At 66.4% G+C, this 24156-nt stretch carries 27 protein-coding genes; 13 read left to right on the forward strand and 14 right to left on the reverse strand.

The genetic code is table 11. The features are described from left to right. Window positions 1-231 precede the first annotated feature (231 nt). A complete protein-coding gene (locus DU502_RS08825) occupies window positions 232-2235 on the reverse strand; it encodes an AMP-binding protein (RefSeq protein ID WP_121919015.1) in 2004 nt (667 codons plus the stop codon). Between the two features lie 48 nt (window positions 2236-2283). Then, complete coding sequence (locus DU502_RS08830; protein WP_158601120.1) at window positions 2284-3828, reverse strand: class I adenylate-forming enzyme family protein; 1545 nt, start codon at window positions 3826-3828, stop codon at window positions 2284-2286. Window positions 3829-3972: 144 nt separating this feature from the next. Here DU502_RS08830 and DU502_RS08835 point away from each other — a divergent pair, with 144 nt between their 5' ends. Then, window positions 3973-4728 carry an SDR family NAD(P)-dependent oxidoreductase gene (locus DU502_RS08835; protein ID WP_158601121.1) on the forward strand — a complete coding sequence of 252 codons (756 nt, stop codon included), beginning with the start codon at window positions 3973-3975 and terminating at the stop codon, window positions 4726-4728. Here the strand turns inward: DU502_RS08835 and DU502_RS08840 are convergent. Next, on the reverse strand, window positions 4725-5495 hold the full coding sequence (locus DU502_RS08840) for an inositol monophosphatase family protein (RefSeq protein ID WP_121919018.1): 771 nt from the start codon (window positions 5493-5495) through the stop codon (window positions 4725-4727). The genes DU502_RS08835 and DU502_RS08840 overlap by 4 nt on opposite strands. 99 nt (window positions 5496-5594) lie before the next feature. Between DU502_RS08840 and DU502_RS08845 the strand changes: the two genes are divergently transcribed. Continuing rightward, on the forward strand, window positions 5595-7049 hold the full coding sequence (locus DU502_RS08845; RefSeq protein WP_121919019.1) for an ABC transporter substrate-binding protein: 1455 nt from the start codon (window positions 5595-5597) through the stop codon (window positions 7047-7049). An 87-nt stretch (window positions 7050-7136) separates the two neighbouring features. Here the strand turns inward: DU502_RS08845 and DU502_RS08850 are convergent, their stop codons facing one another. Next, window positions 7137-7910 carry an SDR family NAD(P)-dependent oxidoreductase gene (locus tag DU502_RS08850; RefSeq protein ID WP_121919020.1) on the reverse strand — a complete coding sequence of 258 codons (774 nt, stop codon included), beginning with the start codon at window positions 7908-7910 and terminating at the stop codon, window positions 7137-7139. Between the two features lie 149 nt (window positions 7911-8059). Between DU502_RS08850 and DU502_RS08855 the strand changes: the two genes are divergently transcribed. From DU502_RS08855 to argH, 5 genes are all read left to right on the forward strand, one after another. Continuing rightward, window positions 8060-9007: a carbohydrate ABC transporter permease gene (locus tag DU502_RS08855; protein ID WP_121919021.1), complete on the forward strand. Its 948-nt coding sequence runs from the start codon at window positions 8060-8062 to the stop codon at window positions 9005-9007. Further along, entirely contained in the window at window positions 8997-9896 is a 900-nt protein-coding gene (locus tag DU502_RS08860; RefSeq protein ID WP_124897051.1) for a carbohydrate ABC transporter permease, read from the forward strand. The genes DU502_RS08855 and DU502_RS08860 overlap by 11 nt, the downstream gene beginning before the upstream one ends. Before the next feature lie 89 nt (window positions 9897-9985). Next, entirely contained in the window at window positions 9986-10921 is a 936-nt protein-coding gene (locus DU502_RS08865; protein WP_121919023.1) for a BKACE family enzyme, read from the forward strand. Next, window positions 10918-11892 carry a 3-hydroxyacyl-CoA dehydrogenase family protein gene (locus DU502_RS08870; protein WP_121919024.1) on the forward strand — a complete coding sequence of 325 codons (975 nt, stop codon included), beginning with the start codon at window positions 10918-10920 and terminating at the stop codon, window positions 11890-11892. Before DU502_RS08865 ends, DU502_RS08870 begins: the two co-directional genes overlap by 4 nt. A 369-nt stretch (window positions 11893-12261) precedes the next feature. Next, window positions 12262-13518, forward strand: coding sequence for an argininosuccinate lyase (argH, locus tag DU502_RS08875; protein ID WP_121919025.1), 1257 nt, complete (start codon window positions 12262-12264; stop codon window positions 13516-13518). Window positions 13519-13522: 4 nt separating this feature from the next. On the opposite strand, the gene DU502_RS08880 is transcribed toward argH, so the two are convergent. Beyond that, window positions 13523-13765, reverse strand: coding sequence for a DUF7120 family protein (locus DU502_RS08880; RefSeq protein ID WP_121919026.1), 243 nt, complete (start codon window positions 13763-13765; stop codon window positions 13523-13525). A gap of 104 nt (window positions 13766-13869) precedes the next feature. Here DU502_RS08880 and DU502_RS08885 point away from each other — a divergent pair, with 104 nt between their 5' ends. Next, window positions 13870-15210, forward strand: a complete 1341-nt coding sequence (locus DU502_RS08885; RefSeq protein ID WP_121919027.1) for a hypothetical protein — start codon at window positions 13870-13872, stop codon at window positions 15208-15210. Window positions 15211-15216: 6 nt separating this feature from the next. Here DU502_RS08885 and DU502_RS08890 read toward each other — a convergent pair whose 3' ends face one another. Genes DU502_RS08890 through DU502_RS08910 form a run of 5 tightly spaced genes read right to left on the reverse strand, consistent with a single transcriptional unit; the run spans window position 15217 to window position 17952 of the window. Next, window positions 15217-15786 (reverse strand): hypothetical protein, encoded by a 570-nt coding sequence (locus tag DU502_RS08890; protein ID WP_121919028.1) that lies wholly within the window; start codon window positions 15784-15786, stop codon window positions 15217-15219. Between the two features lie 31 nt (window positions 15787-15817). Beyond that, the gene (locus DU502_RS08895; protein WP_121919029.1) at window positions 15818-16102 is read right to left on the reverse strand and encodes a hypothetical protein; all 285 of its coding nucleotides are present in this window, start codon (window positions 16100-16102) and stop codon (window positions 15818-15820) included. Window positions 16103-16105: 3 nt separating this feature from the next. Continuing rightward, window positions 16106-17206: a TIGR04053 family radical SAM/SPASM domain-containing protein gene (locus tag DU502_RS08900; protein ID WP_121919030.1), complete on the reverse strand. Its 1101-nt coding sequence runs from the start codon at window positions 17204-17206 to the stop codon at window positions 16106-16108. Window positions 17207-17209: 3 nt separating this feature from the next. After that, window positions 17210-17482: a CGCGG family putative rSAM-modified RiPP protein gene (locus DU502_RS08905; RefSeq protein ID WP_121919031.1), complete on the reverse strand. Its 273-nt coding sequence runs from the start codon at window positions 17480-17482 to the stop codon at window positions 17210-17212. A gap of 53 nt (window positions 17483-17535) precedes the next feature. Next, window positions 17536-17952: an SRPBCC family protein gene (locus DU502_RS08910; protein ID WP_121919032.1), complete on the reverse strand. Its 417-nt coding sequence runs from the start codon at window positions 17950-17952 to the stop codon at window positions 17536-17538. Between the two features lie 94 nt (window positions 17953-18046). On the opposite strand from DU502_RS08910, the gene DU502_RS08915 reads away from it, so the two are divergent. The 3 genes from DU502_RS08915 (at window position 18047) to DU502_RS08925 (ending at window position 19197) form a co-directional block, all read left to right on the forward strand. After that, window positions 18047-18307 (forward strand): DUF2249 domain-containing protein, encoded by a 261-nt coding sequence (locus DU502_RS08915; protein ID WP_121919033.1) that lies wholly within the window; start codon window positions 18047-18049, stop codon window positions 18305-18307. A gap of 69 nt (window positions 18308-18376) precedes the next feature. After that, complete coding sequence (locus DU502_RS08920) at window positions 18377-18565, forward strand: methytransferase partner Trm112 (protein ID WP_199722646.1); 189 nt, start codon at window positions 18377-18379, stop codon at window positions 18563-18565. Between the two features lie 50 nt (window positions 18566-18615). Continuing rightward, a complete protein-coding gene (locus DU502_RS08925; RefSeq protein WP_121919034.1) occupies window positions 18616-19197 on the forward strand; it encodes a DUF7524 family protein in 582 nt (193 codons plus the stop codon). On the opposite strand, the gene DU502_RS08930 is transcribed toward DU502_RS08925, so the two are convergent. The 4 genes from DU502_RS08930 to proC all read right to left on the reverse strand — a co-directional run bounded on the left by DU502_RS08930 (window position 19186) and on the right by proC (window position 22863). Then, window positions 19186-19827, reverse strand: coding sequence for a dienelactone hydrolase family protein (locus DU502_RS08930; protein ID WP_121919035.1), 642 nt, complete (start codon window positions 19825-19827; stop codon window positions 19186-19188). The two genes, DU502_RS08925 and DU502_RS08930, sit on opposite strands and share 12 nt — an antisense overlap. A gap of 97 nt (window positions 19828-19924) precedes the next feature. Then, window positions 19925-21256 carry a glutamate-5-semialdehyde dehydrogenase gene (locus tag DU502_RS08935; RefSeq protein ID WP_121919036.1) on the reverse strand — a complete coding sequence of 444 codons (1332 nt, stop codon included), beginning with the start codon at window positions 21254-21256 and terminating at the stop codon, window positions 19925-19927. Further along, entirely contained in the window at window positions 21249-22094 is an 846-nt protein-coding gene (proB, locus tag DU502_RS08940) for a glutamate 5-kinase (protein ID WP_121919037.1), read from the reverse strand. The genes DU502_RS08935 and proB overlap by 8 nt, the downstream gene beginning before the upstream one ends. Then, window positions 22087-22863, reverse strand: a complete 777-nt coding sequence (gene proC, locus DU502_RS08945; RefSeq protein WP_121919038.1) for a pyrroline-5-carboxylate reductase — start codon at window positions 22861-22863, stop codon at window positions 22087-22089. The genes proB and proC overlap by 8 nt, the downstream gene beginning before the upstream one ends. 139 nt (window positions 22864-23002) lie before the next feature. Here proC and DU502_RS08950 point away from each other — a divergent pair, with 139 nt between their 5' ends. Both DU502_RS08950 and DU502_RS08955 read left to right on the forward strand, forming a co-directional pair. Further along, window positions 23003-23425 carry an OsmC family protein gene (locus DU502_RS08950; RefSeq protein ID WP_158601122.1) on the forward strand — a complete coding sequence of 141 codons (423 nt, stop codon included), beginning with the start codon at window positions 23003-23005 and terminating at the stop codon, window positions 23423-23425. Continuing rightward, complete coding sequence (locus DU502_RS08955) at window positions 23422-24156, forward strand: TVP38/TMEM64 family protein (protein ID WP_121919040.1); 735 nt, start codon at window positions 23422-23424, stop codon at window positions 24154-24156. The genes DU502_RS08950 and DU502_RS08955 overlap by 4 nt, the downstream gene beginning before the upstream one ends.

The following is a 24156-nucleotide window of genomic DNA, read 5'->3' on the forward strand; positions in this document are numbered from 1 at the left end:
GTTGATCACTCACGTGGCCAAAAGTTTTGACACTCTCAAACAATATGGGAATACGTCGGTAGCGGGGCTGTACTGGCTGTTCGAGCTACCGACGGTCGGGTCGATTGCGCGCACACTCGAAAACACAAACACACGTACGCGTGTTATGAATCGCCGACCGACTCGCCCTGACTCGGACGGTAGCACGCCACACTCGTTTGATGATCTCAAAAACAGATGGCAGTCAGTCGATTAGCGCGCGGCCTCGATCTCGTCGAGAACGTCGGGGTTCTCGATGCTGCTCATGTCGCCCAGATCCTCACCGCGGTAGATCGACTCGATGGCCCGGCGGATGATCTTCCCGCTCTGGGTCTTGGGGAAGGCGTCGACGAACAGGACCTCGCGGGGGCGGAACGGCTTGCCGAGTTCCTCGCCGACGGTGTCGCGGATCGCCTCGCGTAGTTCCTCGCTCTCCTCCTCGCCCGCTTCGAGGACGGTGTAGAGGACGACGGCGGTGCCGGTCGTGTCGTCGGGCACGCCGACGGCGGCCGCCTGATTCACCGCGTCGTGTTCCATCGCCGCACCCTCGACTTCGGCGGGGCCGACCTTCCGGCCCGCGACGTTGAGGGCGTCGTCCGCGCGGCCGTGGAGGAACCAGAAGCCGTCCTCGTCCTTCTGGGCCCAGTCACCGTGGTCCCAGAGGTCCTCCCACGAACTCCAGTACTCGTCCAGATAGCGCTCGTCGCCGCTCCAGAGCGACTTGGTCATGCTCGGACAGGAGTCACGCGCGACGAGGAAGCCGCGTTCGTGCGTGTCCGCGATGGAGTCGCCGTGGCGGTCGACGATGTCGATGTCCATCCCCAATCCCGGCCCGCCGAGGGTGCAGGGCTTGAGCGGCGTGATCGGCATGGGCATGAGGAAACACCCCATGATCTCCGTGCCTCCGGAGATGTTGATGATCGGCGTGTCGCCGCCGCCGACCTCCTCGTGGAACCAGAGCCACGACTCGGGGTCCCACGGTTCGCCCGTGGATCCCAGCAGGCGGAGGCTGGAGAGGTCGTAGTCCTCGACCCACTCGTCGCCCCGCTTGCGGAGCGCCCGGATCGCCGTCGGGGAGATGCCGAACTGCGTGATGCCGTGGTTGTCGATCAACTGCCAGAAGCGGTCGGGTTCGGGGTGGTCCGGCGCCCCCTCGTACATGACCATCGTCCCGCCGTGGGCGTGGGTGCCCATCAGCGTCCACGGGCCCATCATCCACCCGATGTCGCTGACCCAGAAGAAGCGGTCGGAGGGCTTGAGATCCATCCCGAAGTACACCTCCTTGGCGGCCTGCATCAGCGCGCCGGCGTGGGTGTGGACGATGCCTTTCGGCTTCCCCGTCGTCCCCGACGAGTAGAGGAGCATGGACTCCTGACTCGCGTCGAGGGACTTGGTGTCGTAGTCGTCGTCCGCCTCGCCGACCGTCTCCGCCCAGTGTTCGTCCCGGTCGTCGTCCCACGGAATCTCCTCGGCGCTCGCGAGGCCGAGGCGGTCGTACACCACCGTGTGTTCGACGTGGCCCGCCTGTGCGATGGCGTCGTCGGCCGCCTCCTTCAGCGTGACGTGACTCCCGCGGCGGTAGAACCCATCGCCCGTAAAGAGGACCGAACACTCCGCGTCGCCGATGCGGGTCGCGGTGGCGTCGACGCCGAACCCCGAGAAGATGGGGACGGCGATGGCGCCCACTTTGAAACAGCCGTAGAGGATGGAGATGACCTCGGGTACCATCGGCATGTAGAGGCCGACCGTATCGCCCGTTTCTATCCCCCTGGATTCGAGGTAGTTCGCCACCCGGTTCGACTGCCGGGCGAGTTCGTGGTAGGTCATCTCGCGCACTTCACCCGGTTCGCCCTCCCAGATGCAGGCGACCTTGTTGCGGGTCTCCGAGTCAGGCGCCGCGTGTCGGTCGACCGTGTTGTGCGCGGCGTTGAGTTTCCCGCCGGGGTACCACTCCGTGAACTGCGGCCCTTCGGCGTCGTTCCGGACCGCGTCGTACCCCTCGTCGAACTCGATGTCGAGATAGTCGACGAGTTCGTCCCAGAACCACGCGACGCCGGAGCGCGGTTCGCCCGCCACCTCCGAGGTGGTCCGCTCGATCAACGCCTCGTAGTCCTCGATGTCGTACGTCTGCATGAAGTCGTAGACGTTGGTCGATTCGACGAATTCCCGCGAGGGGGTGTAGACCACTTCGTCGGTCCGCTTCTCGCGTTCTGTCATGCTCCGAAGTGTACCACGAGAGGGTAATAGGTTTTTGCGTCCGTCGAGCTACTCGTAGTGGTCGCGGTGGGCCGACGCCAACTCGGCTTTCGCGATCTTTCCCGTCGCGGTGTAGGGGAACGTCTCGACCGCGACGATGGACTTCGGTCGCTCGAACGGCGCGAGACGCGCCTCGCAGTGTGTGTGCAGGTCGTCCGCCGACACGTCCTCGCCCACCACCACCCGGACGAACGCCGTGACCGCCTCGTCCCAGCGGTCGTGCGGGAGGCCGACGACCGCACACTCTGCGACCGCGGGGTGATCGAGCAGGCACTCCTCGACCCGAATGGAGGCGACGTTCTCGCCGCCTGTCTTGATCATGTCGCCCTTGCGGTCGACGAACCGGAGGAGGCCGTCCTCGTCGACCCGGCCGATGTCATCGGTGTGGTGCCAGCCGTCGGTCCACGCCGCCGCGGAGGCGTCCGGCCGATTCAGATATCCCTGCATGACGCTCGGCCCGCGGACGACGATTTCGCCCGTCTCACCCCGGCCGAGCAGTTCGCCGTCCTCGTCCATCACCGCCACGTCCGCAAAGGGCGTCGCCTCGCCCACGTAGTTGCCCGACTTCTCGAACTGCCAGCGCGGGTCGAGGAAGGTGGTCACCAGCGTCTCCGTCTGCCCGTACACCTTCTGCAGGTCGGCATCGAAGGCGTCGACGACGCGCTCCCGCACGTCCATCTCCATCGGCATCCCGTGGACACACCGGCGCACCGACGACGCGTCGACCGCCGCCTCGGCGTCGAGGAGTTGCCGGTACATCGACGCCATCAGGTTGACGTAGGTCACGTCGTGGTCGTCGATACTCCGCAGGAAGGTGCCGGGGTCGAAGTCGTCGTAGAGGACCGTCGTCGCCCCGACGCAGAACGCCGCCTTCGTCCAGAGGTCCTGGTGGATGTGAAAGAGCGGGAGGACGCCAGTCTGCACGTCGTCGCGGCGCACGTCGCCGCCGACGAGCGTGTTCACGACCCCGTACGTGTAGGAGCGATGGGTGTGGACGACGCCTTTCGGCTTCGCCGTCGTGCCACTGGTGTAGAGGACGAGCGCCGGATCGTCCGGTGCCGGCGCCACATCGGGCGGCGACGCATCCGTGCCGGCCAGCGACGCGACGGAAACGGCGTCGGTGTCGTCCGCCTCGGTCGTGATCGTCGGATCGAGGTCACCGTCGAACGCCGCCAACTTCGGGGCCAGTGCCGGGTCGCGGACGACGGCGTCGGCGTCGCCGTCCCGGAGTTGGTACGCGAGCGCGTCGGGCGTGAGGTCGGCGTTGCAAAAGAGCGTGACGACGCCGGCTTTCAGCGCCCCGACGTGTGCTACGTACATCTCGACCCCGTTGGTCGCCAGCACCGCGAGGGTGTCGCCGTCGGTCAGTCCGCGGTCACGGAGCGCGGCGGCGAACGCGTTCGACCACCGCTCGAACGCGCCGTAGGTTACCGTCCGCCCGGTGTCGACTTCCACGAACGCGACGCCCTCCGGGTCCCGACGCGCGGCGCGCGTCGCGATGGTCCCGAGATCGCCGCGCGTTACTGGCTCGGGGGACGCGTCAGAGTGTGACATTACCTCACACCGTATCCTGCTGATCACATGAACCTTTCCGGCGTGCCGGTCGCCAACGTATATCACGCCGGGAGTGCATGGCCCTTTCATGCGAGCACACACGCACGACCGGTCGGTCGCCCACCAGCAGCACGGAGGGGACTCGTGACCGCACCGATCAGCGGCCCGACCGATCTCTCGGGGACGACGGCTGTCGTGACGGGCGCGGCCGGCGCCATCGGGCGGGCGACCTGCGACGCCCTCGCCCGCGAGGGCGCGGACGTGGTGGCGACGGACGTGACCGACGACGGGCTAGCCGAGGCCGCCGCGCGGGTCGAGGCTCACGGCCGCGACGCCACGACCGTGCAGGCGGACGTGACCGACCCCGACGCGGTGGCGCGGCTCCGCGATCGGGCGACCGACGCGGGCGACGTGGGCATCGTCGCCACCGTCCACGGCATCGTGAGTCGGACCGATCTCACCGAGATGACACTCGACGACTGGCGCACGCAGATCGACGTGAACCTCACGGGGACGATGCTGGTCGTGCAGGCGTTCTACGACGACCTGCGCGACCGCGAGTACGGCAAAATCGTCTGCGTGGGGTCGGTCGCGGGACAGGTCGGGGGCGTCATCAGCGGACCGAACTACGTCGCCTCGAAGGCTGGCGTCCACGGGTTCGTCCGGTGGGTGGCGCGCAACGGCGCACCGGACGGCGTCTACGCCAACGCCGTCGCCCCCGGACCGGTCTGGTCGCCGATGACCGAGAACGAACCCGGCTACGACGACGAGATGACGCCCCTGAACCGGCTGGGCGAACCGGAAGACATCGCGGAAGCTATCGTCTTCCTCTCGGGACAGGGATCGAACTGGATCACCGGCACCGTCCTCGACGTGAACGGCGGCATCTCGATAGGTTAGGAGAGCAGCGCGAGCAGATCGTCGTGGATCCGGCCGTTCGAGGCGACGAGTCCCTCGCTTCGCGGCGTCCACGGTTCGCCAGTGAGGTCGGTGACGCGACCCCCCGCTTGCCGGATCAGGTGGACACCGGCGACGGTGTCCCACGGGTGCGACGCGACGACGCCGAGGGCGGCGTCGACGTGGCCGCCAGCGACGAGCGAGAGCGCCGTCTGGGCGGAGCCGAGACGGCGCACGTCGCCGACGGCGGGCGAGAGAGTTCCGAGGAGCGAGCCGTAGGCGTCGCCGTGTTCGCGGCCGTACCGGAGAGTGGGCGCGACGACGCTCGTTTCGAGATCGGCGGTGTCGCTGACCGTCGCGGCGTCCCCGTCGTGGGTGACGCCGTCGGTCCCCGCGTGGTACACCTCGTCGAGCGCCGGGAGGGAGTTCGCGGCGGCGACGGTCTCGCCGTCGACGACGGCAGCGACGCTCGTCGCCCAGAAGGGAATGCCCCGCACGTAGTTGGTCGTGCCGTCGATGGGGTCGATCACCCACGCCGTCTCGCCGTCTCGCAGCCGTTTCCGCTGGTCGCCCTCCTCCCCGACGATGGCGTCGTCGGGGTACGCGTCGGCGATGCGTTCGACGATCCGACGTTGCGAGCCGGTGTCGGCCTCGGTGACGTAATCGGTAGCCGACGCCTTCGTTTCGACGTCGAGCGACGTGCGGAACAACTCCGCGGCGAGTTCCGCGCCGGCGTGTGCCGCCTCGACGGCCATGGTCTGACGGTCCATCGGCGACGACTACCCGACGACGCGGGAAGAAGCGTTCGGTCGCGGGGGCGACGTCCCCAAATGTTTATTAACGATGGATAGAAATCAGTTGGAACACCCATGGCAAGTGATACCACTGCCGAGGAGGAGGAGAAACGGTTGGAGATGCAGCGGCGTCGCGTCCTCGCCGGGGCCGGCGCCATCGGGGCCACAGCACTCGCTGGCTGTAGCGGCGGTGGTGGTGGCGATGGTGGTGACGGCGGAGACGGCGGCGGAGGCGGCGGTGGCGGTGGTGGTGGCGGCGGAAAGACGGTGAACCTGCTCACCACGTACACGTCGCCGGCGTCGAAGCGGTCGTACAACGTCGCCACCGAGCGGTTCAAACAGGACAACCCCAACGTCAACATCTCGATGGGGTACACCAACTGGGAGAACATCTACTCCCGGCTGGTGCAGGCCGCCAACACCGGTAGCTGGCCGGAGATGGCCTTCTTCATCGACAACGAACTCTCCCTGATTCTGAACGATCAGGGCTTCACCGACGACCCACAGAAGGTCATGGACCCGGTGACCGAAGTCGCGGGCGAGGTCGCCGACAACGTGCCGGAGACCCACTACCTGGCCAAGGACGGCTCGTTCTACTGCGTCCAGACGAACAACCAGACGCCGGTGTCGTGGTACCGGACGGACGTGATGGAGGACATCGGTATGGACTCCAAGCCGTCCAACTGGAACGAGGAACTGGAGTACGTCAAGGCGGCCCACGAGGCCGACAACGACCTCTACGGCACGTCGCTCTCGACGGCGCGCAACACCTACATGTCGGACATGTTCCTGGTGCGCCTGCGCAACGCCGGCGGGAACGCGCTCGACCCGGAGAAAAACGTCGCCTTCGACTCTCAGGTCACACGGGACGTGCTGAACCACTACAACGAACTCGTCCAGTACGCCGCACCGGGGAACGAGAGCTTCAGCTACGGCGAGGCGTACACCAACTACGCCACCGACAACGTGGCCCACTGTCTCTACTGGGGCCGGACGACGATCAACGTCGTCGAGCAGACGCCGGAGATCGTCGAGTACGTCGTGAACGGCCACCCGCCGAAGCCGAACAACGATCAGGCCGATCCCAACGACAACACGAGCGTCATGTCGGGCGACGGCGGCCAGTTGATCAAGGACGCCACGAACAAGCAGGAGGCGATCGACTGGTTCCAGACGTACCTCGAACCGGACATCTTCGTCGACGAGTACATGACGGGGACGCCCGGCAACACGACGCCCATCTTCACGGAACACGAGGAGCCGTGGAACAACATGGACTTCTGGAGCGAGGTCGAAAACGGCGAGCAGATCCGTGATCTGCTGGTCGAATCCGCGCGCACCTCCCACCCCAAGTGCCGCGCCGGCCCCGAGTTCCCGGCCTTCCCCGAGATGGCCGAAATCGTCCGCACGCCCGTCATGAGCGGCCCGGCTTCCCAGTACTACGCCGGCGACATCTCCGCCGACGAGGCTGCCACGGAGATGGCGGAACGGGCCGAACAGGCCGTCGCCAACTACGGAGGCGGTAACTGAAGCGTCGGCACTCACCACCGAGACCATCGCCGGCGTCGACATCTCCGCCGACGCCGGCACTTGCTACCCATCCTCCTTCTTCGCTGTCTACTCGCCGAACGCGTCGGCTGTGAACCCGTCGTCGACCGTGAGGACGCTCCCGTTCGCGTAGCTCGCGGCGTCGCTGGCGAAGTAGATCGCCGCCCCGACCATCTCCTCGGGGTCGGCCATCCGGCCGTGTGTCGTCCGGCGGACGATCTCCCCGTGTCGGTCGGTTCCCTCGTCGTAGGTGCCGCCGGTCTGTTCGGTGCGGACGAAGCCGGGGCGGATCGCGTTCACCCGAATCTCGGGGCCGAGTTCCTTCGCCGCGACCCGCGTGAACGCGTCGATGCCCCCCTTCGCCGTGGTGTACGGCACCAGATTCGGGATCGAGAGGCCGTTCGAGATGGAGGAGATGGCGATGATCGACCCCTCGTCCATCCGTTCGGCGAACGTCTGGACGGCGCGGTAGGTGCCGTCGAGTTGCACGTCGAACACCGCGTCCCACTCGTCGTCGGTCCCCTCGGCCAGATTCGAGCGAGCGATGTAGCTCTGGGAGGTGACCAGTACGTCGACGCCGCCGAGGGCGTCGATGGTGGCGTCGCGCAGATCGACGAGCGTCTCCCGATCCGTCACGTCGCAGGTCTGCTCGATGGTTTCGGCGCCGAGGTCGCGAAGTTCCGCCGCCATCTCCGCCACGCTGTCCTCGCTCCGACTCGTCGCGACCACGTCCGCACCGTCGGCCGCGAAGCCGCGGGCGAGCGCCCGCCCGATACCGCTCGTTCCTCCGATGACGACCGCGCGTTTGCCTTCGACCGTGACCGGCGTGTGTTCGTAGGCCATGTGCCACGCGTCACGGGTCGGTGACTTAGTCGTTGCCCGACGAGACGGCCTTCGCCAGTCACTCGACGGGAGGGCCGCCGTCAGTCACTGCGGACCGGATCGCCAGATCCTCCATTAATTATAATAGGTGGTGCACAGTCGTTAGCGGCATGAGCACCATACGCAGACAACGGAAGCGACTGGTACGGGGGGTGACGGACCGACTGCTCAACTGGCGGATGGAGGAGAACAAGCTGGGCTGGCTCCTGATCCTGCCGACACTCGTCGTGTTCGCCGCCATCGTATTCTTCCCCCTCATGTACTCCATCTATCTGAGTTTCCACTCGACCAGTGGGTTCGGGATGACCCTCACGTGGGTCGGGGTGGAGAACTACATCACGCTGTTGGGACAGGACGTGTTCTGGCAGTCGCTGAAGAACAACGTCCTCTGGACTATCGGCACCGTCTCGATTCAGTTGGTGCTCGGCGTCGCCGTGGCGCTCCTGCTCCACAAGTCGTTCGCGGGCCGTAACACGGTCCGCGGAGCGGCGCTGTTCCCGTACATGGTGCCGACCATCGTGGCCGTGTTCAACTTCCGCTGGATCTTCAACGCCACCTACGGCGTCTTCAACTCCATTCTCCTCATGATCGGCCTCGTGCAGGAACCCATCTCCTTTTTCGGCTACGAACTGGCGATGGGCTCCGCGGTCATGCTCGGTGTGTGGCGGTTCACGCCGTTCGTCGTCATCACGGTGCTCGCCCGACTGCAGACGATTCCACCGAGCCTCTACGAAGCCGCCCAACTCGACGGCGCCTACAAGGTCGCGCAGTTCCGGTACGTGACCCTGCCGCAACTGTACAACATCCTCGTGATCGTCATTCTACTGCGCGCGGTCTGGATGTTCCGGAAGTTCGCGCCCATCTACCTGTTGACGGGTGGGGGACCCGGCACCGCGACGCAGACGCTCCCGATCTACGCGTACATCGAAGCCTACACCGGCCTCCGGTTCGGCTTCGCCGCAACCATCGCGAACGTCATGTTCGTGATTCTGATGACCGTCGGACTGCTGTACCTCCGACGGTACTACAACACGGGAGGGACCGACGTTGAAGCTTAACATCACCAACATCAGCAACGACCTAGAGCAGCGCCTTCGAGACAGCGTACCGACCCGAGCGTACAACCTGACCGGTCGGGGGATCATGTGGGGGCTGATCGGTGCCGTCCTCGTCTACTCCCTGTTCCCCCTCGTGTGGATGGCGATCACCTCGCTCCAGCCCGAGGTGCACCTCTTCACCCGACCACCCGAAGTCGTCCCGCACAAGTGGACCCTGGAGCACTACTTCGACCTCTGGGACAGCAACCGTGAATTCTTCTTCTACTACCGCAACAGCGTCATCGTCTCCGTGCTGGCGACGACGACGACCATCATCCTCGGGACGCTCGCGGCCTACAGCATCTCCCGCTTCGAGTACCGCGGCAAGGAGTTCCTCGACAACTCCATCCTGCTCGTCTACATGTTCCCGGCCATCGTGCTGGTGGTGCCGCTCGGCATCCTCATGAACGACTACGGGCTGACGAACACGTGGTACGGCCTCGCGCTCGTCTATCTCACGTTCGCGCTCCCGTTCAGTATCTGGGTGCTCCGGGAGTTCTTCAACGGCATCCCCTACTCGCTGGAGGAGGCGGCGATGATCGACGGCGCCAGCCGGATGCAGGCGTTCGTCTACGTCGTCCTCCCCAACGCCCTGCCGGGGATCATCGCCACCGCCATCTTCACGTGGTCGCTGGCGTGGAACGACTTCCTCTACGCCTCGGTCATCATGTCCCAGAACAACATGCAGACGCTCCCGGTCGGCCTCAATCAGATGCTCAACTCCGCGAACCCGCCGTGGGGGCAGTTCATGGCCGCCAACACGCTCGTGACGATTCCGGTGCTCGTCCTCTACATCCTCGTTCAGGACTACCTGGTCGAAGGGTTCGGGGCGGGCGGCGTCAAGGGCTGAATCGGCCGTTCTTTTCGTGTCGCCGGCGACGGCGACAACCGTGCCGTCACCCCCAATAATATAGTAGTCGGGGCCGTCCGCACGCCCGTATGCGCGATTTCGACAAGACGATCATCTCGTGTGCGGTTACCGGCGCGATTCACACTCCGACCATGTCGCCTCACCTTCCCGTCACCGCGGAGGAGATCGCGGAGGAGGCCATCGCGGCCGCCGAGGCCGGAGCCAGCATCGTCCACATCCACGTCCGCAACGAGGAAACCGGCGAACCCGTGACCGATCTCGACCTGTTCCGACAGGTCGCGGAGACCATCCAGGCCAACTGTGACGCCATCATCCAGCCGACGACCGGCGGCGGTCACGGGATGACCGTCGAGGAACGCATCTCGGTCGTACCCGAACTCGAACCCGAGATGGCCTCCTGTAACATGGGGTCGATCAACTTCGGCCTCTACCAGTTGCTCCCCAAATTCGACGAGTTCGAGTACGAGTGGGAGGAGGAGTACCTCGCCAACTCCCGCGACTACGTCTTCCGGAACACCTTCGAGGATCTGGAGACCATCCTCCCCACCTTCGAGGGACACGGCACCATGCCCGAACTCGAAGTGTACGACGTGGGCCACCTCTACAACGCGAAACACATGGTCGACCGTGGCATCCTCCCGACGCCGCTTCACATCCAGTTCGTGATGGGTATCCACGGCGGTATCGCCGCGACGGCGAAGAACCTGAACCACCTCGTCGACGTTGCGGACGACCTGTTCGGCGACGACTTCTCCTTCTCGGTCATCGGGGCCGGCCGCCACGAGTTCCCGCTCGGCACGCAGGCCGTCCACATGGGCGGGAACGTCCGTGTGGGACTGGAGGACAACCTCTTCCTCGAACGCGGCCAGCTCGCCGAGAGTAACGCGGAACTCGTCGAGAAGATGGTCCGACTCACGCGGGAGGTCGCGGGCCGCGAAATCGCGACGCCGGCGGAGACGCGGGAGTTCCTCGGTACGAAGGGGCAGTCGGAGACCAATATATGAACTCCCCCGACGGCATCGACACCGCCGCCGTCCTCGGCTCCGGCGTCATGGGCCACGGCATCGCCCTCGCGTTCGCGCTCGACGGCCATCCGGTCGCGCTCTACGACGTGAACGAGGACCTCCTCGCCGAGAGCGAGGATCGCGTCCGCTCGGTACTGGACACGCTCGTCTCCGCGGGCGAAGTCGACGCCGACGAAGCCGACGCCGCGGCCGACCGCATCACCCGCACCACGTCGCTTCCCGACGCCGTCGACGGCGCCGACTTCGTCACCGAGGCCGTCGTCGAGGATCTGGATATCAAGCGGGAGGTGTTCGCGAACCTCGACGACCACGCCGAGGCCGACGCCATCCTCGCCACCAACACCTCCGGCCTCTCGATCACGGAGATTGCCGCCGCCACGGATCGGCCGGAACAGGTCGTCGGCACTCACTGGTTTAACCCACCCTACGTCGTCCCGCTCGTCGAAGTCATCCGCGGCGAGGAGACGGCCGACGAAGTAGTCGAGACGACCTACGACTTCTTCGACGAGATGGGCAAGACGCCGGTTCGCGTCGAGAAGGACATCCCCGGCTTCATCGGCAACCGCATCCAGATGGCGATGATCTACGAGGCCTTTTCACTTCTGGACCGCGGCGTCGCCAGCGCGGAGGCCATCGACCGCGCGGTCAAAGCCGGCTTCGGCTTCCGCCTCCCCCTCCTCGGTATCTTCGAGAAGGTCGACCACTCCGGCCTCGACGTGGAGCACGAGGTCGAGGAGTACCTCCTCCCCGACCTCGACCGCGGCACCGAGTCGAAAGACGTGCTCTCGGAGGCCGTCGAAAACGGCGACTACGGCCTGAAGACGGGGAAGGGCGTCTACGACTGGTCCGACGTCGACCCCGACGACATCTACGACCAGCGCGACGAAGCCCTCCTCGCCATCCTCGACCTCTACGACTCGATGGACATGGAGCGGACGCCGCGGAAGTAGCAGAACTACCTACCTCCAATATATTCTCTGAATTTTATGATTGTATGAGAATATGTATTCCGAAATTCAATATTAATTGTGGCGCTTTGAGCCTTCGACAGACCGATTTAGGCCGAATCGCCCTATTCTAAATCGGTCGGCCGTGGACTAGTGGGTCTGTCGGCTAAAAGCGCTGTATGGGTGTTCAGATGGTCACTATGGGCGCTTCTGACGAATCACATCGCGAATCAGCAAACATAACTACTCGCTTATGTATTACTGGTTAGTCTCGCTTATTGATAATTCTCACACACCACCTTCCACGTCCGCTCACCCACCGCTCCGACCGGGTACAAAACCCTTTAGTACGGTCTGAGGGTACGCGGGTACATGCTTTGGGAGAACACCGATCACTCGGCGAGTGAGGCGACACTCCAGTACACGATGGAGCCGAAAGAGTTCGAGAATCGGTTTCTCCCGTACGACGTGCTGACGAATCTCGCGCACGTGACGATGCTGAACCGGCAGGGCTTCGTCACGGACGCGGAACTCGCCGAACTCCGCGACGCCCTCACCGACCTCTACCACGAGGCCGACGAGGTGGAAGGCGAGGACGTCCACACGTTCGTCGAGGAGCGTGTCACCCAGCAGACGGAGGCGGGCAAGAAGATGCATCTCGCCCGCTCGCGCAACGACCAGATATTCGTCGACACGCGCCTGTTCATGAAGGACGCGACCATCGATCTGGCCCACCGTCTGCTGGACTTCATCGACGCACTCCGCACCTTCGCCGAGGACAAGAACATGCTGATTCCGGGCTACACCCACCAGCAACAGGCGATGCCGTCCTCGACGGGGCTGTGGGCGTCGAGTTACGTCGACGCGCTGATCGACGACCTGAAATCCCTGCGGGCGACCTACCGCATCATCGACTCGAACCCCCTTGGCGCCGCCGCGTCGTACGGCACTAGCCTCGATATCGACCGCGACCTGACGACCGAACTCCTCGGCTTCGCCCAGAAACAGCACAACCCAATCTACTGCTCCAACCGTGGGAAACAGGAGCTACAACTGCTCCAGACGCTCGATCTGGTGATGCTCGACATCCAGAAACTCGCGGAGGACGTGATCAACTTCTCCGAGGATCAGCAGTTCTTCGAACTCGCCGACGACTACACGACGGGGAGTTCGATCATGCCCCAGAAGCGCAACCCCGACATCCTCGAACTCGCGCGGGCGAAGGCGGAGGAGGTGTCGGCGGGCAAGGAGGCGATTCGGCGCATTATCGGCAAACTCCCGAGCGGCTACAACCGGGACAGCCAGCAGACGAAAGGCCACCTGATCGACGGGATCGATACGGTGCGTGCCACCGTGGACATCCTCACGCCGCTGGTCGAGAACCTCGAACGCTCGGACGACTTCGACATCGACGAGGGCATCTTCGCCGCCTACACCGCGAACCAGAAAGTGAAAGAGGGAATGCCCTTCCGCGACGCGTACCACGAGGTAAAATCGAGTCAGGAGTACGAGGTGCACTCGGAGGTGGCCGACCCGGTCCACCAGCCGGTCGGTGACCTGCGCGAGTTCTGGGCCGACGAGCGCGAGGGCTTCGACGCGATGTCCGAGCGGCTACTGACCGCAGAGTAAACACCTACAGCGTGTGTTCGTCGTCGGATTCGTTCCGGATCGCGGGGTCTTGCTGGTCGTCGACGACCTGCGTGAACAGATCTTCGTCCGGTGATTGATTCGGCGATTCGTCCGTGGTGTACGCCGACACGCCCAGCGAGAGCAGTTCCTCGACCGCCTGATCGCGGTTGATGAACTCCCCCTCTTCGACGAGCTGGCTGATCTCGATATCTACGTCGTCCGGCAACGAAACTTCCGCAGTAGGCATGGTCGGGAGTCAGACGTTCCGTCGTATTAAAAACCGGGTTCGACCGCGCCGACCCGAACACGTTCGTCCCGACGCGGAGGGTGGTAGAGTCCGTACGCGCTCCCATGGCCACCATCCCCAGCGACGTGGACACGACCAGCCAGCCACCGCTCGCCATCCCGCTCAGACAGTTCGTCGTCGCGCTGGGGTTTCTCCTCGCCGGCGCCGCGGTCGGCGTCGTCGACGCGCTCTGGGCGGTGCCCGGCCTCGCCCGTCTCGCCCACCTCCACCTCCTGCTCGTGGGCTTCGTCTGTCTCACCATCGCGGGCGCGATGACCCAGTTCGTCCCCGTCTGGTCCGGGACGGCGCTTCACTCCCGCGGGTTGGCACGCGCCCAGCTGTGGCTCGTCGCCAGCGGCCTCGTCGGCTTCGTCGCCGCCCTCCTGACGAACCGGCTCGTGGGCCTCCCGCTGTTCGGTGGCCTCGTGTTGGCGGGGTTCTGGACGTTCGCCTACAACGTCGGGCGGACGCTCGCCACGGCCCGGCCGCTCGACGTGACCGAACGCCACTTCGCCGCCGCGCTCGCCTTTTTCGTCGCGCTCACGGCGCTCGGCCTCACGCTGGCCGTCGACTTCGTGACTCCCGTTTTTGGCGGCGCAGTCGGTCGGTCCGGCGTCGTCGCCGCCCACGCAACGCTGGCGCTCTTCGGCGCCGTCCTCACCACCGTCTTCGGCGCCCTCTACCAACTCGTCCCCATGTTCGGCCAGACAGAACTCGACTCCCTCGACCGGCGTCTCCAGCGCGTCGAGACGGTCGTCTACCCGGCCGGGGTCGTCGTCCTCGCGGTCGGCCGCCTCCTCGCCAACGTGCCCCTCGCTCGCCTCGGTGCCGCCTGCCTCCTCGCGGGCGTGTTCGCCTTCCTCGTCGTCCTCGGTCGCCGCCTCCACGACGCCCGCGCCGAGTGGACGCCGATGCTGGTTCGGTACGTCCTCCTCGCGCCCGCGGCGCTCTGCTGGGCGCTCCTGACGCTCCCCGCGTGGCTCCGCGACCCCCTCGCCACCGACGCGACGTTCGGCGCGCCGGGCACCGCCCACCTCCTCGGGCTGGTCTTCCTGTTCGTCCTCGTCGGGACACTCTATCACGTCGTCCCCTTCCTCGTCTGGGTCCACCGCTACAGCGACCGCCTCGGCTTCGAGGCCGTGCCCATGATCGACGACCTCTACGACGACCGGCTCGAAACCGCCGACCTCGTCCTCGTCGCCGGCGGCGGGACGCTCCTCGTCGCCGGCGAGTGGGCGGGTCACGCGCTCGCCGCCACCGCCGGCGGCGTCGCACTCGCCCTCGGCCTCGCCGTCTTCTCGGTGAACGTGGCGCTGGTCGTGTGGCGACACGCGCCCGAGTCGCTCCGCCGCGGCGGGATGGTAGCGGCCGACGCCGACAGCGCGGACCCCACTATCGACGACTGATCGCCGTCAGAAGGGACTCGTCGCGCCGTCCCGCGCCGAGGCGTCGGGGTCGGCGAGCGTCCCGCCCGCGTCGGCGCCGGGCACGTCGCCACCCTCGCGGTACGTCGCCTCCATCTCCGCGAGACGGTCGTTGATGCGCCCGCTGGCGTCGTGCATGGGCGAGACGCGGACACGCACGAGGTCGAACTCGTGAGGCGGGGCCACGTCGTCGGCGTTCCACGCCCGGAACGACGCCGTCGCCAGCGTGTCGCTCTGCGGGCAGAACTCGGTCGTCGGCGTGAACTCCGCGCGCAGGACGGTCGGGTCGTCCGCGTCGACGGCGTACCGGTAGCCTGCGTCGGGATGTCGGGTGTCGAGATTCAGGCGCGCGAGGTTGTAGCCGAAGGTCACGTCGTAGACGGTGCGCTCCTCGAAGCGGTCCCGGGTCAGCCGGTGGAACGCGGCGTGGTCGCGCCCGGTCAACACCGCGTGCCCGGCGAGGAACGGGCCGGGGTCCGGGACGTGTTCGGGGACGAACGCGTCGTAGTCGTCGAAATCGTCGTCGTCGCTCGACCAGGGGCGGGGGACGATGGTCATAAGCGTCGATACGGCCGCCCACCGCCTACGTTCAGTCCCGAATACGTTCGGGGTCGAACAGGCGTGCGACGGTCCGATCCTCTCCCTCCGCGGCCGCCTCCCGTGCCGGCGCGAGGACGCCCGCGGCGATGCGCCCGGCCATGCGCGCGACGATCCGTCGCTGGGCCGGCGTCAGGTCGTCGAGCGCCGTCAGGGCCGTCCGCAGTTCCCGTTCCGCGACGGCGACACCACAGCGGCGCAGGCGGCGGTCGAGACCGTCCCGATCCATCGTGTTCCCGTCGCAGCCGTCGAGTTCGAGTGGTGGCTGTGTCGCCATGGATCAGTCGCTCGGTGCTGGTTCCGGAGCGTTCGGAAGCGGTCCGTCGTAGCCCTCCGGGACGTACGCACAGAGCGGGTCGCTTTCGAGCGGATCGCCCGTCGTGGCGTACGCCCGCGACCGACTGCCGCCACAGATCTCCCGGAACTCGCAGGCGCCACACTTCCCGCGGAGCGCGTCGGTATCCCGGAGCGCGGTAAAGAGGTCCGACTCGCGGTAGAGTTCGACGAGACTCCGCTCGCGGACGTTCCCGGCTGACTCGGGGAGGAAGCCGGAGGGGAACACCTCACCGACGTGGCTGACGAAGGCGAAGCCGTCGCCGGCGGTGATCCCCGTCCGGCGGCCGATGGCGTCGGCGGCGTCGCCCGTCCCGTCGTCCCGTCGTTGCTGGAGCGCGACCCGGCGGTAGTGGGGCGCTTCGGTCGTCTTGATGCCGAACGCCTCCGCCGATTCGACTTCGGCCAGCCACGCCATCACGTCCTCGGCCGTCTCTGGATCGACGGAGTCGAGGACGGCCCCGCGGCCGACGGGCACGAGGAAGAACACCGACCAGAGGACGGCCCCGAGATCCGCGACCAGATCACGGATCGCCGGGAGTTCGTCCACCGTCTCGGCGCAGACGGTTGTGTTGATCTGGAGCGGGAGGCCGGCGTCGCGTGCGGCTTCCGCCGCTTGGATCGTGGAGTCGAAGCTCCCGGGTTCGCCCCGGAACTCGTCGTGGGCGGCACGGGTGCCGCCGTCGATGCTCAGCGCCATCCGGCGCGCGCCGGCGTCCGCGAGGGCGTCCACGCGGTCGGGCGTCAACGACGCCGTCCCGCTCGGCGTCAGCGTCATCAGGAGTCCTCGGTCGGCGCCGTAGTGCACGAGGTCGACGGTGTCGTCGCGGGCGAGCGGATCGCCGCCCGAGAGGACGACTAGCTGGTTCTCGCCGAAGCGCCGTGCCTCGTCCAGGAGCGCCTTCCCCTCCGCCGTCGTGAGTTCGTCGGGGTGGCGCTCCGGCTGGGCGTCGGCCCGGCAGTGCTTGCACGTCAACTCGCACGCCCGCGTGAGTTCCCACACGAGGACGAACGGTCGCTCGTCGGTGTCGATAGCGGTTGGATTCATGGATCAGACGTGAACGCGGGTGACGTACCCGCCACAGCCACACTGATCGACGTACTCCACGGTCGCGTCGTCGAACGCCTCGCGGAGAGTGGCGTAGAGGTACGTCTCGGGGTGGCCGTGGTCCCCGTGGGTCACGAGGTTGACGTGGTTTCCGTCGTCGGTGCGCTCGACGGCCTCGACGGCCTCCTCGACCACCAACTCTCGGCTGGCGGCGTGTTCCGGGCCTTCGAGATTCGCGGACCACGAGGTGTCGTGGCGCTCGTCGTGTTGGCTCATGGATGGGGGCTAGGTGACGACGCACCCCAAATCGTCCCCCGAACACGTTCGCGCTACTCGACCGCGTCTTCGAGATAGTCGAACTGTGCGTCGAGTTCCTTGTGTCGCTGTCGCTTGATGATCGTCGAGTCGAGGAGGTCACCGACGAGAGCCACGTCGAGCGCGAAGTCGGTCGTCGCTTCCACGCGCGTCCCCGCCTCACCCGCGTCGTCGAGGCGGTAGACGGTTCGCATCGACTCGAAGATCCCTTCGCGCTGTTCGTACGCGAGAGCGGCGTCCGGCACGTCGACGCATTCGAGCGTCAGTTCGATGGTGGCGATGCCCACGCGGTTGCGAAGGTACATCTCGTCGCCATCGACGGTCACCTCGTCGAAGCCGGCGGCGAGCATGAACGCCTCGAGGTCGTCCATCGCCGCCTGAATCGTCGCCCTCGGCGCGTCGATGGTCCGCGAGACGGTGACTGATTGCATACGCGTGCCACCCGCGGCCATCACCAAAAGTCCCCGGCACGGGGCGAACAGATTCGGGACAAACTCCTCGATCCCCGCTATCCATCTATCGAGTATGTCAGGCATCGACTCGCTTCTGGCCGAAACGAACGCACCGACGACTCGAATCCACGAGGTACTGGACGTGCGCGACCTGCCGCCGCCGGAGCCGCTGACCCGGACGCTCGAAACGCTCGCCGATCTCGACGAGGGCGTCCTCGTGCAGGTGAACGACCGCGTGCCCCAGCACCTGTTCCCCCGACTCAACGAGCGCGGATTCGCCTACGAGGCGGTCGAGCGCGACGACCGCGTCGTGACGGCTATCTGGCGCGCGTGAGCCGAATCATCCGTCGCCGTCACCCCGTTACCCGTGGATTTTTATCGGCCCGACACCACCAGCCGGGTAATGAAGGAATCCCTGATGGAGATCCTCTGTGACCCGCTCGACAAGAGCGATCTCGAACTCGAGGTGGACGAGCGCGACGGCGAGGAGATCGTCGAGGGCCGCCTGATCGGCACCGTCACGGGCGAGGTGTACCCTATCGAAGACGGCATTCCGAATCTCCTGCCGCCGGACATGCGCGACGACGAATAGCACCGCCTACGGCCTGAAGTTTTTTCGTCCCCCGGTGTGACCCTCCGCCTGTGACTCCGGTGTTGCTCGTCGAGTTGAACCGTGGGGAGCTTCACAGCGTCGAAGCACCGGCTGAATTCGCCACCTCGGAGCCGTTCTCGGTCGAACTTCGCAACCACGGCGAAGCCGTCCACGTCCACGTCCGCGCCGACGACGCGCTGGCCGCGGTCGCTCGCATCGACACCGACGGCAACCTGTACGTCGAGCGCGAGACGACCCAGTCGGTCCCCGTCGGTGTCGAGGATGTCGACTCGCCGGTCACGGGTACGCTCGAAATCGCCACCGGCTACGGCGCCGAGAAACGGACCGTCGAGGTGACGGTCGAACCCCAGTCCGACGGTCAGTCGGTCGACGTCGACGAGACCCTCTCCCGCCCGAAGCAACCCAACCGCGACACCGACACGACGCCACTCAGCGAGCGCTTCGCCGGCGCCCTCCCCGGCCGGCGTGTGATTCCCGTCCTCGTCCTCGGCGCCGTCGCCATCGCCGTGGCCGCGGCCGTCGCCAACGCCGTCCGCAGTCCGCCCGTCCTCGTCGGCGCCGGCGTCGTCGTCGGTGCCGTCCTCGTCGCTCTCGTCGCCTTACTCCGGTAAGTGGTCGACGAACCACTCGGCCGCGAGGGTCGCGACGGTCGTCAGTTGTCCCGGTCCCTCGAAGAGGTGGCCCGCTCCTTCGACGACCTCGAGGCGTTTCTCGCCGGGCAGATCCGCCAACATCGCCTCGTTGCGTTCGAGTACCTCGGTGTCCTCGCTCCCCACGACGAACAGACAGGGGGCGTCGACGTCCGGCACCCGATCCGCGGCCAGATCGACGCGGCCGCCGCGAGCGACGACGGCGTCGATATCGAGACCGTCTTCGGCCGCCGCGCGGAGTGCCGCCGCTGCGCCCGTACTCGCGCCGAAGTAGCCGACGGGGAGGTCGGCCGTCTCCGATTGGTCGCCGATCCAGCGTGTCACTGCGGCGAGTCGATCCGTGAGCAACGGGATGTCGAACCGGTTGCGGCGCGTGCGATCTTCCGCCTCGGTGAGGAGGTCGAACAGGAGCGTCGCAAGCCCCTCCTCGCGGAGTCGCTCGGCTACGGCCTGATTCCGCGGACTGTGTCGACTGCTCCCGCTCCCGTGGGCGAACAGGACGATGCCCCGCGCGTCCGCCGGCACGACGAGTTCGCCGTCGAGTTCGGCGTCGTCGACCGGGATTCGAACGAATCGCTGGACCCGGCTCATCGGTGGCTTCGACGGTCGGGCCGGAGAAAAAACGCGAGCCTATTCGGACGGTAGGCCGTCCGGCAGACGACGAGACGCCCGCCCGCCGCACAGCCGTTCACTCCTCGGCTAGGTGGCCGGGAATCCAGTCACCCTCGAACTCCTCGTGGAGGTAGGGTTTCGCGTTCTCTCCGGAGTAAGTGGCGACCTGCTGGCCGCTCCCTTCGAGGTAGTATTTGTAGGTCGTGAGGCCTTCGAGGCCGACGGGGCCGCGGGCGTGGATCTTGCCCGTGCTGATGCCAACCTCGGCGCCGAGGCCGTAGCGGTAGCCGTCGGCGAAGCGCGTCGACGCGTTGTGGAAGACGCTCGCGGCGTCGATGCTCCGCATGAACGTGCTGGCGCGGTCGGCATCCTCGGTCAGGATGGATTCGGTGTGTTTCGAGCCGTAGGTGTTGACGTGGTCGATGGCGGCGTCGAGGGAGCCGATCACCTTGATCGAGAGTTCGAGGTCGCCGTACTCCGTCGACCAGTCCTCGTCGGTCGCGGGGTCGATGTCGACCACCCCGCGGGCCGCGGCGTCGCCACGGAGGGTCACCCCGGCGTCCTCGTAGCGCTCGACCATCTCGGGCAGGAAGTCGGCGGCCACCGACTCGTGGACCAACAGCGTCTCGACGGCGTTACAGACCGCCGGGTACTGCACCTTCGCGTCGAAGGCAACGTCTTCGGCCATGTCCAGATCCGCGTCGCGGTCGACGAAGACGTGACACACGCCCTCGGTGTGCCCGAGGACGGGAATCTTGGTGTTGTCCTGAATGTAGCTCACGAACTCCGAACTCCCGCGAGGCATGAGGAGGTCGATGGAGTCGTCCATATCGAGCATGGTGTTCACGTCCTCGCGGGCTTCGATGAGCTGTGCCCAGCCGTCGGGCATATCGCTCGTCGCCTCGCGAATGATCTCGTAGAGGACGCGGTTGGAGTGGCTGGCTTCGCTCCCACCCTTCAGAATAACCGCGTTGCCGGATTTCAGGCTCAGCGCGGCGATCTGGACCAGCGCGTCGGGCCGGGACTCGAAGACGGTGCCGATGACGCCGATGGGGACGCCCACCTTGTAGAGTTCGAGGCCGTCGTCGAGGCGGCGGGCCGAGAGCGTCCGACCGAGCGGGTCATCCTGTTCCGCGACGCTCCGGACCATCTCCGCGATGTCGTCGAGTTTCGACGGCGAGAGCTTCAGCCGGTCGACGAGCGCCTGACTGTACTCGCCGGCTTCGAGCAGTTTCTCGCCTTCCGTCACGTCCGTCTCGTTGGCCTCGAGGATGCGCGCCTCCTCGTCCACGATGGCGTCCGCGATGGCGTGTAAGGCGTCGCTCCGCGCCTCGTCGTCCAGTTTCGCCAGCTCCAGCGCGGCGGTCTGTGCCTCCGCGACCTTCCGTTCAGTGGCTTGCTCAGTCATCGATGACTCCGTTCACGGGAATGAATATCGTCCCCACGGATTTGCCAGTAGCGATTTTTTCCAGTACGTCCGGCTCGGCCGAGCCGGCGATGATCGCCGGAATGCCGTGTTCGCTCGCGTCGCGGGCACCCTCCACCTTCGTCTGGATGCCCCCGAACCCGACCCCGTCGCTCGACCCTCCGGCGATGAGTTCCTGCACGTGGCCGTAGTTGCGGCCGACGGCCTCGATGCGCTCCGCGTCGGGGTCCGCTTTCGGGTTGCCGGTGTAGACGCCGTCCACGTCCGTCAGCGTCACCAGCAGGTCCACGTCGACGCCGATGGCGACGGAGGAGGAGAGCATGTCGTTGTCGCCGATGCGAATCTCCTCGGTCGCCACCGCGTCGTTCTCGTTGATGATGGGGACGACACCCCACTCCAGCAACGTTTCGACGGTGTTGCGGAAGTTGGTGAACCGCTCGGGGTTTTCGAGGTCGTGATCGGTCAGCAGAATCTGGGCGACCGTCCGCCCGTACCGCTCGAAGCTCTCCGTGTAGCGGCGCATGAGGTGGCTCTGGCCGACCGTCGAGAGCGCCTGCGACTCCTCGACCGTCTCGTGGGGGTAGCCCACGCGTCCCTTGCCGGCGCCGATGGCGCCCGAGGAGACGAGCAGGACCTCCTTCCCCCGATCGAGCAGGTCGGCCACGTCGTCGACGAGTTTGTCGAGTTTGTCGTCGTCAAGGTTGGACTCGTCGTCCGTGAGCGAGTTGGTGCCTGCCTTCACGACGACGCGTTTCGCGTCCGCCGCGAGCTGTCGCGCGTGCTCGATTTCCTCGGCGTCGACGACCTCGCTCTCACTCATCGTCGAACCCGCCGGCCAGTTCCCGGGAGCGCTCGGCGGCCGCCCCCAGCGTCTCGTCGATCACCGACTCCACGTCGCTGTCCCAGAGGACCTCCATTCCCTCGATGGTCGTGCCGCCCTCGGTGGCGACGGCGTCGATCAGGGCTTCGAGGCTCTCCTCGGACCGGAGCGCCGTCTCGGCGGCACCCTTGAACGTCTGCGCGGCGAGCGTCTCCGCCGCGTCGGCGTTCATCCCTTCCGCGACGGCCGCCTTCGCCATCGACTGAATGAGGTAGTAGACGAAGGCCGGGCCGCTCCCGTTCAGCGCCGTCGCCACGTCCATGTGTTCCTCGTCGATTTCGACCCACTCGCCGAGGTCGTCGAGGAGAGCTGCCACCGTCTCGTCCGGGTCGTCCCACGCCACGGCGGCGGCCATGTTCCCCGTCTCGGCGGCGAGGTTGGGCATGACCCGGATCACCGTCGCGTCGGTGTGGGACTGGACGAACGACCGCGGGACGCCCGCGGCGATGGTGACCAGCGTCGCGTCCGCCGGGAGATCGAGGCCGGTGAGTACCGCCTCGATAGCGCGGGGCTTCACCGCGACGAACACCACCTCGGCCGTCGCTGCCTCCGCAACGTCGGTCGTCGTCTGCGCGCAGTACGGCTCGACCGCTTCGAGGGCGCTCGTGTCCAGATCACACGCCGTCACCCTGTGAGTGTCGGTCCGGGCGAGTCCCTTGACGAGGGCGCTCCCCATGTGGCCGCACCCGATGACGCTAACGTCAGTCATTCGTACACCCTCTAGACGCGGGCCCCGATATACAGACTTTGATTCACACCAGTCCTGCTGGCGTGGTGTCACGCGCTTCGATTCCCGACTACCGGGAACCGACCGTTCGAACTATGATATGTTGACACGTACTATCGTTATGGCTCAGGAGTCGACCGCCACCACTGTTACCGTAACCGGTCGGAGCGAGGGTCCGAAGCGAACCACCATCGAGACGGCGAGGACGGAGTTCGTCATCGGGGACGCCAGTCCCCTCGAACACCTGCTGGGATCGCTGGCGGCGTGTCTCAACGTCATCGGCCACCTCGTCGCCAAGGAGCGGGGAATCGTCCTCCGCGGCCTCGACGTGGACGTGGAGGGTGACATCGACCCCGCCAAGTACAAGGGTGGCGAGACGGACGCTCGCGCGGGATTCTCGTCGATTCGTGCCCACGTGACCGTCGATACCGACGCCGACGCCGACGCCGTGCAGGACTGGATGGCGACGGTGGAGGAGCGCTGTCCCGTCGCCGACAACCTCGGCGCAGGGGTGGACGTCCACGTCGACGTCGACCGGGCGTGAGCGGTCGCGGCGAGCGAACGGACGCGACGCCCACCGAACGGAGCCGCCTGTTTGCCTCTCCCCACGCACGGCGACGCGTCGCCGTCCACGCGTTCGTCCTCTGCCTCCTGTTCGTCGGCGCAGCAGTGCTGTTCCGACGCCACGCGGCGTTCCTGACCGACGCCGAGGCGGCCCGGGCGTACGTTCGCGGCTTCGGCGTCTGGGCACCGCTCGTGTTGATCTCCCTGCAGGCGCTCCAGATCGTTCTGGCGCCGATTCCGGGACAGGTACTCGGTGCCGTCGGCGGTTACCTCTTCGGGCCGTGGCTGGGCACGCTCTACAACATGATCGGCATCACCATCGGCAGTACGGCGGCGTTCTGGCTGTCGCGTCGGTTCGGCCGGTCGTACGTCGAACGGATGATCGACGACGACGCGCTGGCGACGTTCGACACGTTCGTCGAGCAACGCGGCCTGTTGAGCCTCTTCGTTCTGTTTCTCATCCCCGGCCTGCCCGACGACATCCTCTGTTTCCTCGGCGGCCTCACGCCGATTCCGATCCGAAAGCTCGTCGTGGTCGCCATCGTCGGCCGGACGCCGGCGTTCTTCCTCGCCAACGTCTTCGGCGACCTGCTCGCGACCGGTGATATCGGCGCCGCGCTCGGCTTGCTCGTTCTGGTCGGGGGTCTCTCGCTGTTCGGCTACCTGAATCGGAAGCGGATCACCCGCGCGCTGGACGGGTGGCTCCAGTGA

Origin of the sequence: Haloplanus aerogenes (assembly GCF_003856835.1) — an archaeon.
GTDB classification, from domain to species: Archaea; Halobacteriota; Halobacteria; order Halobacteriales; family Haloferacaceae; genus Haloplanus; species Haloplanus aerogenes.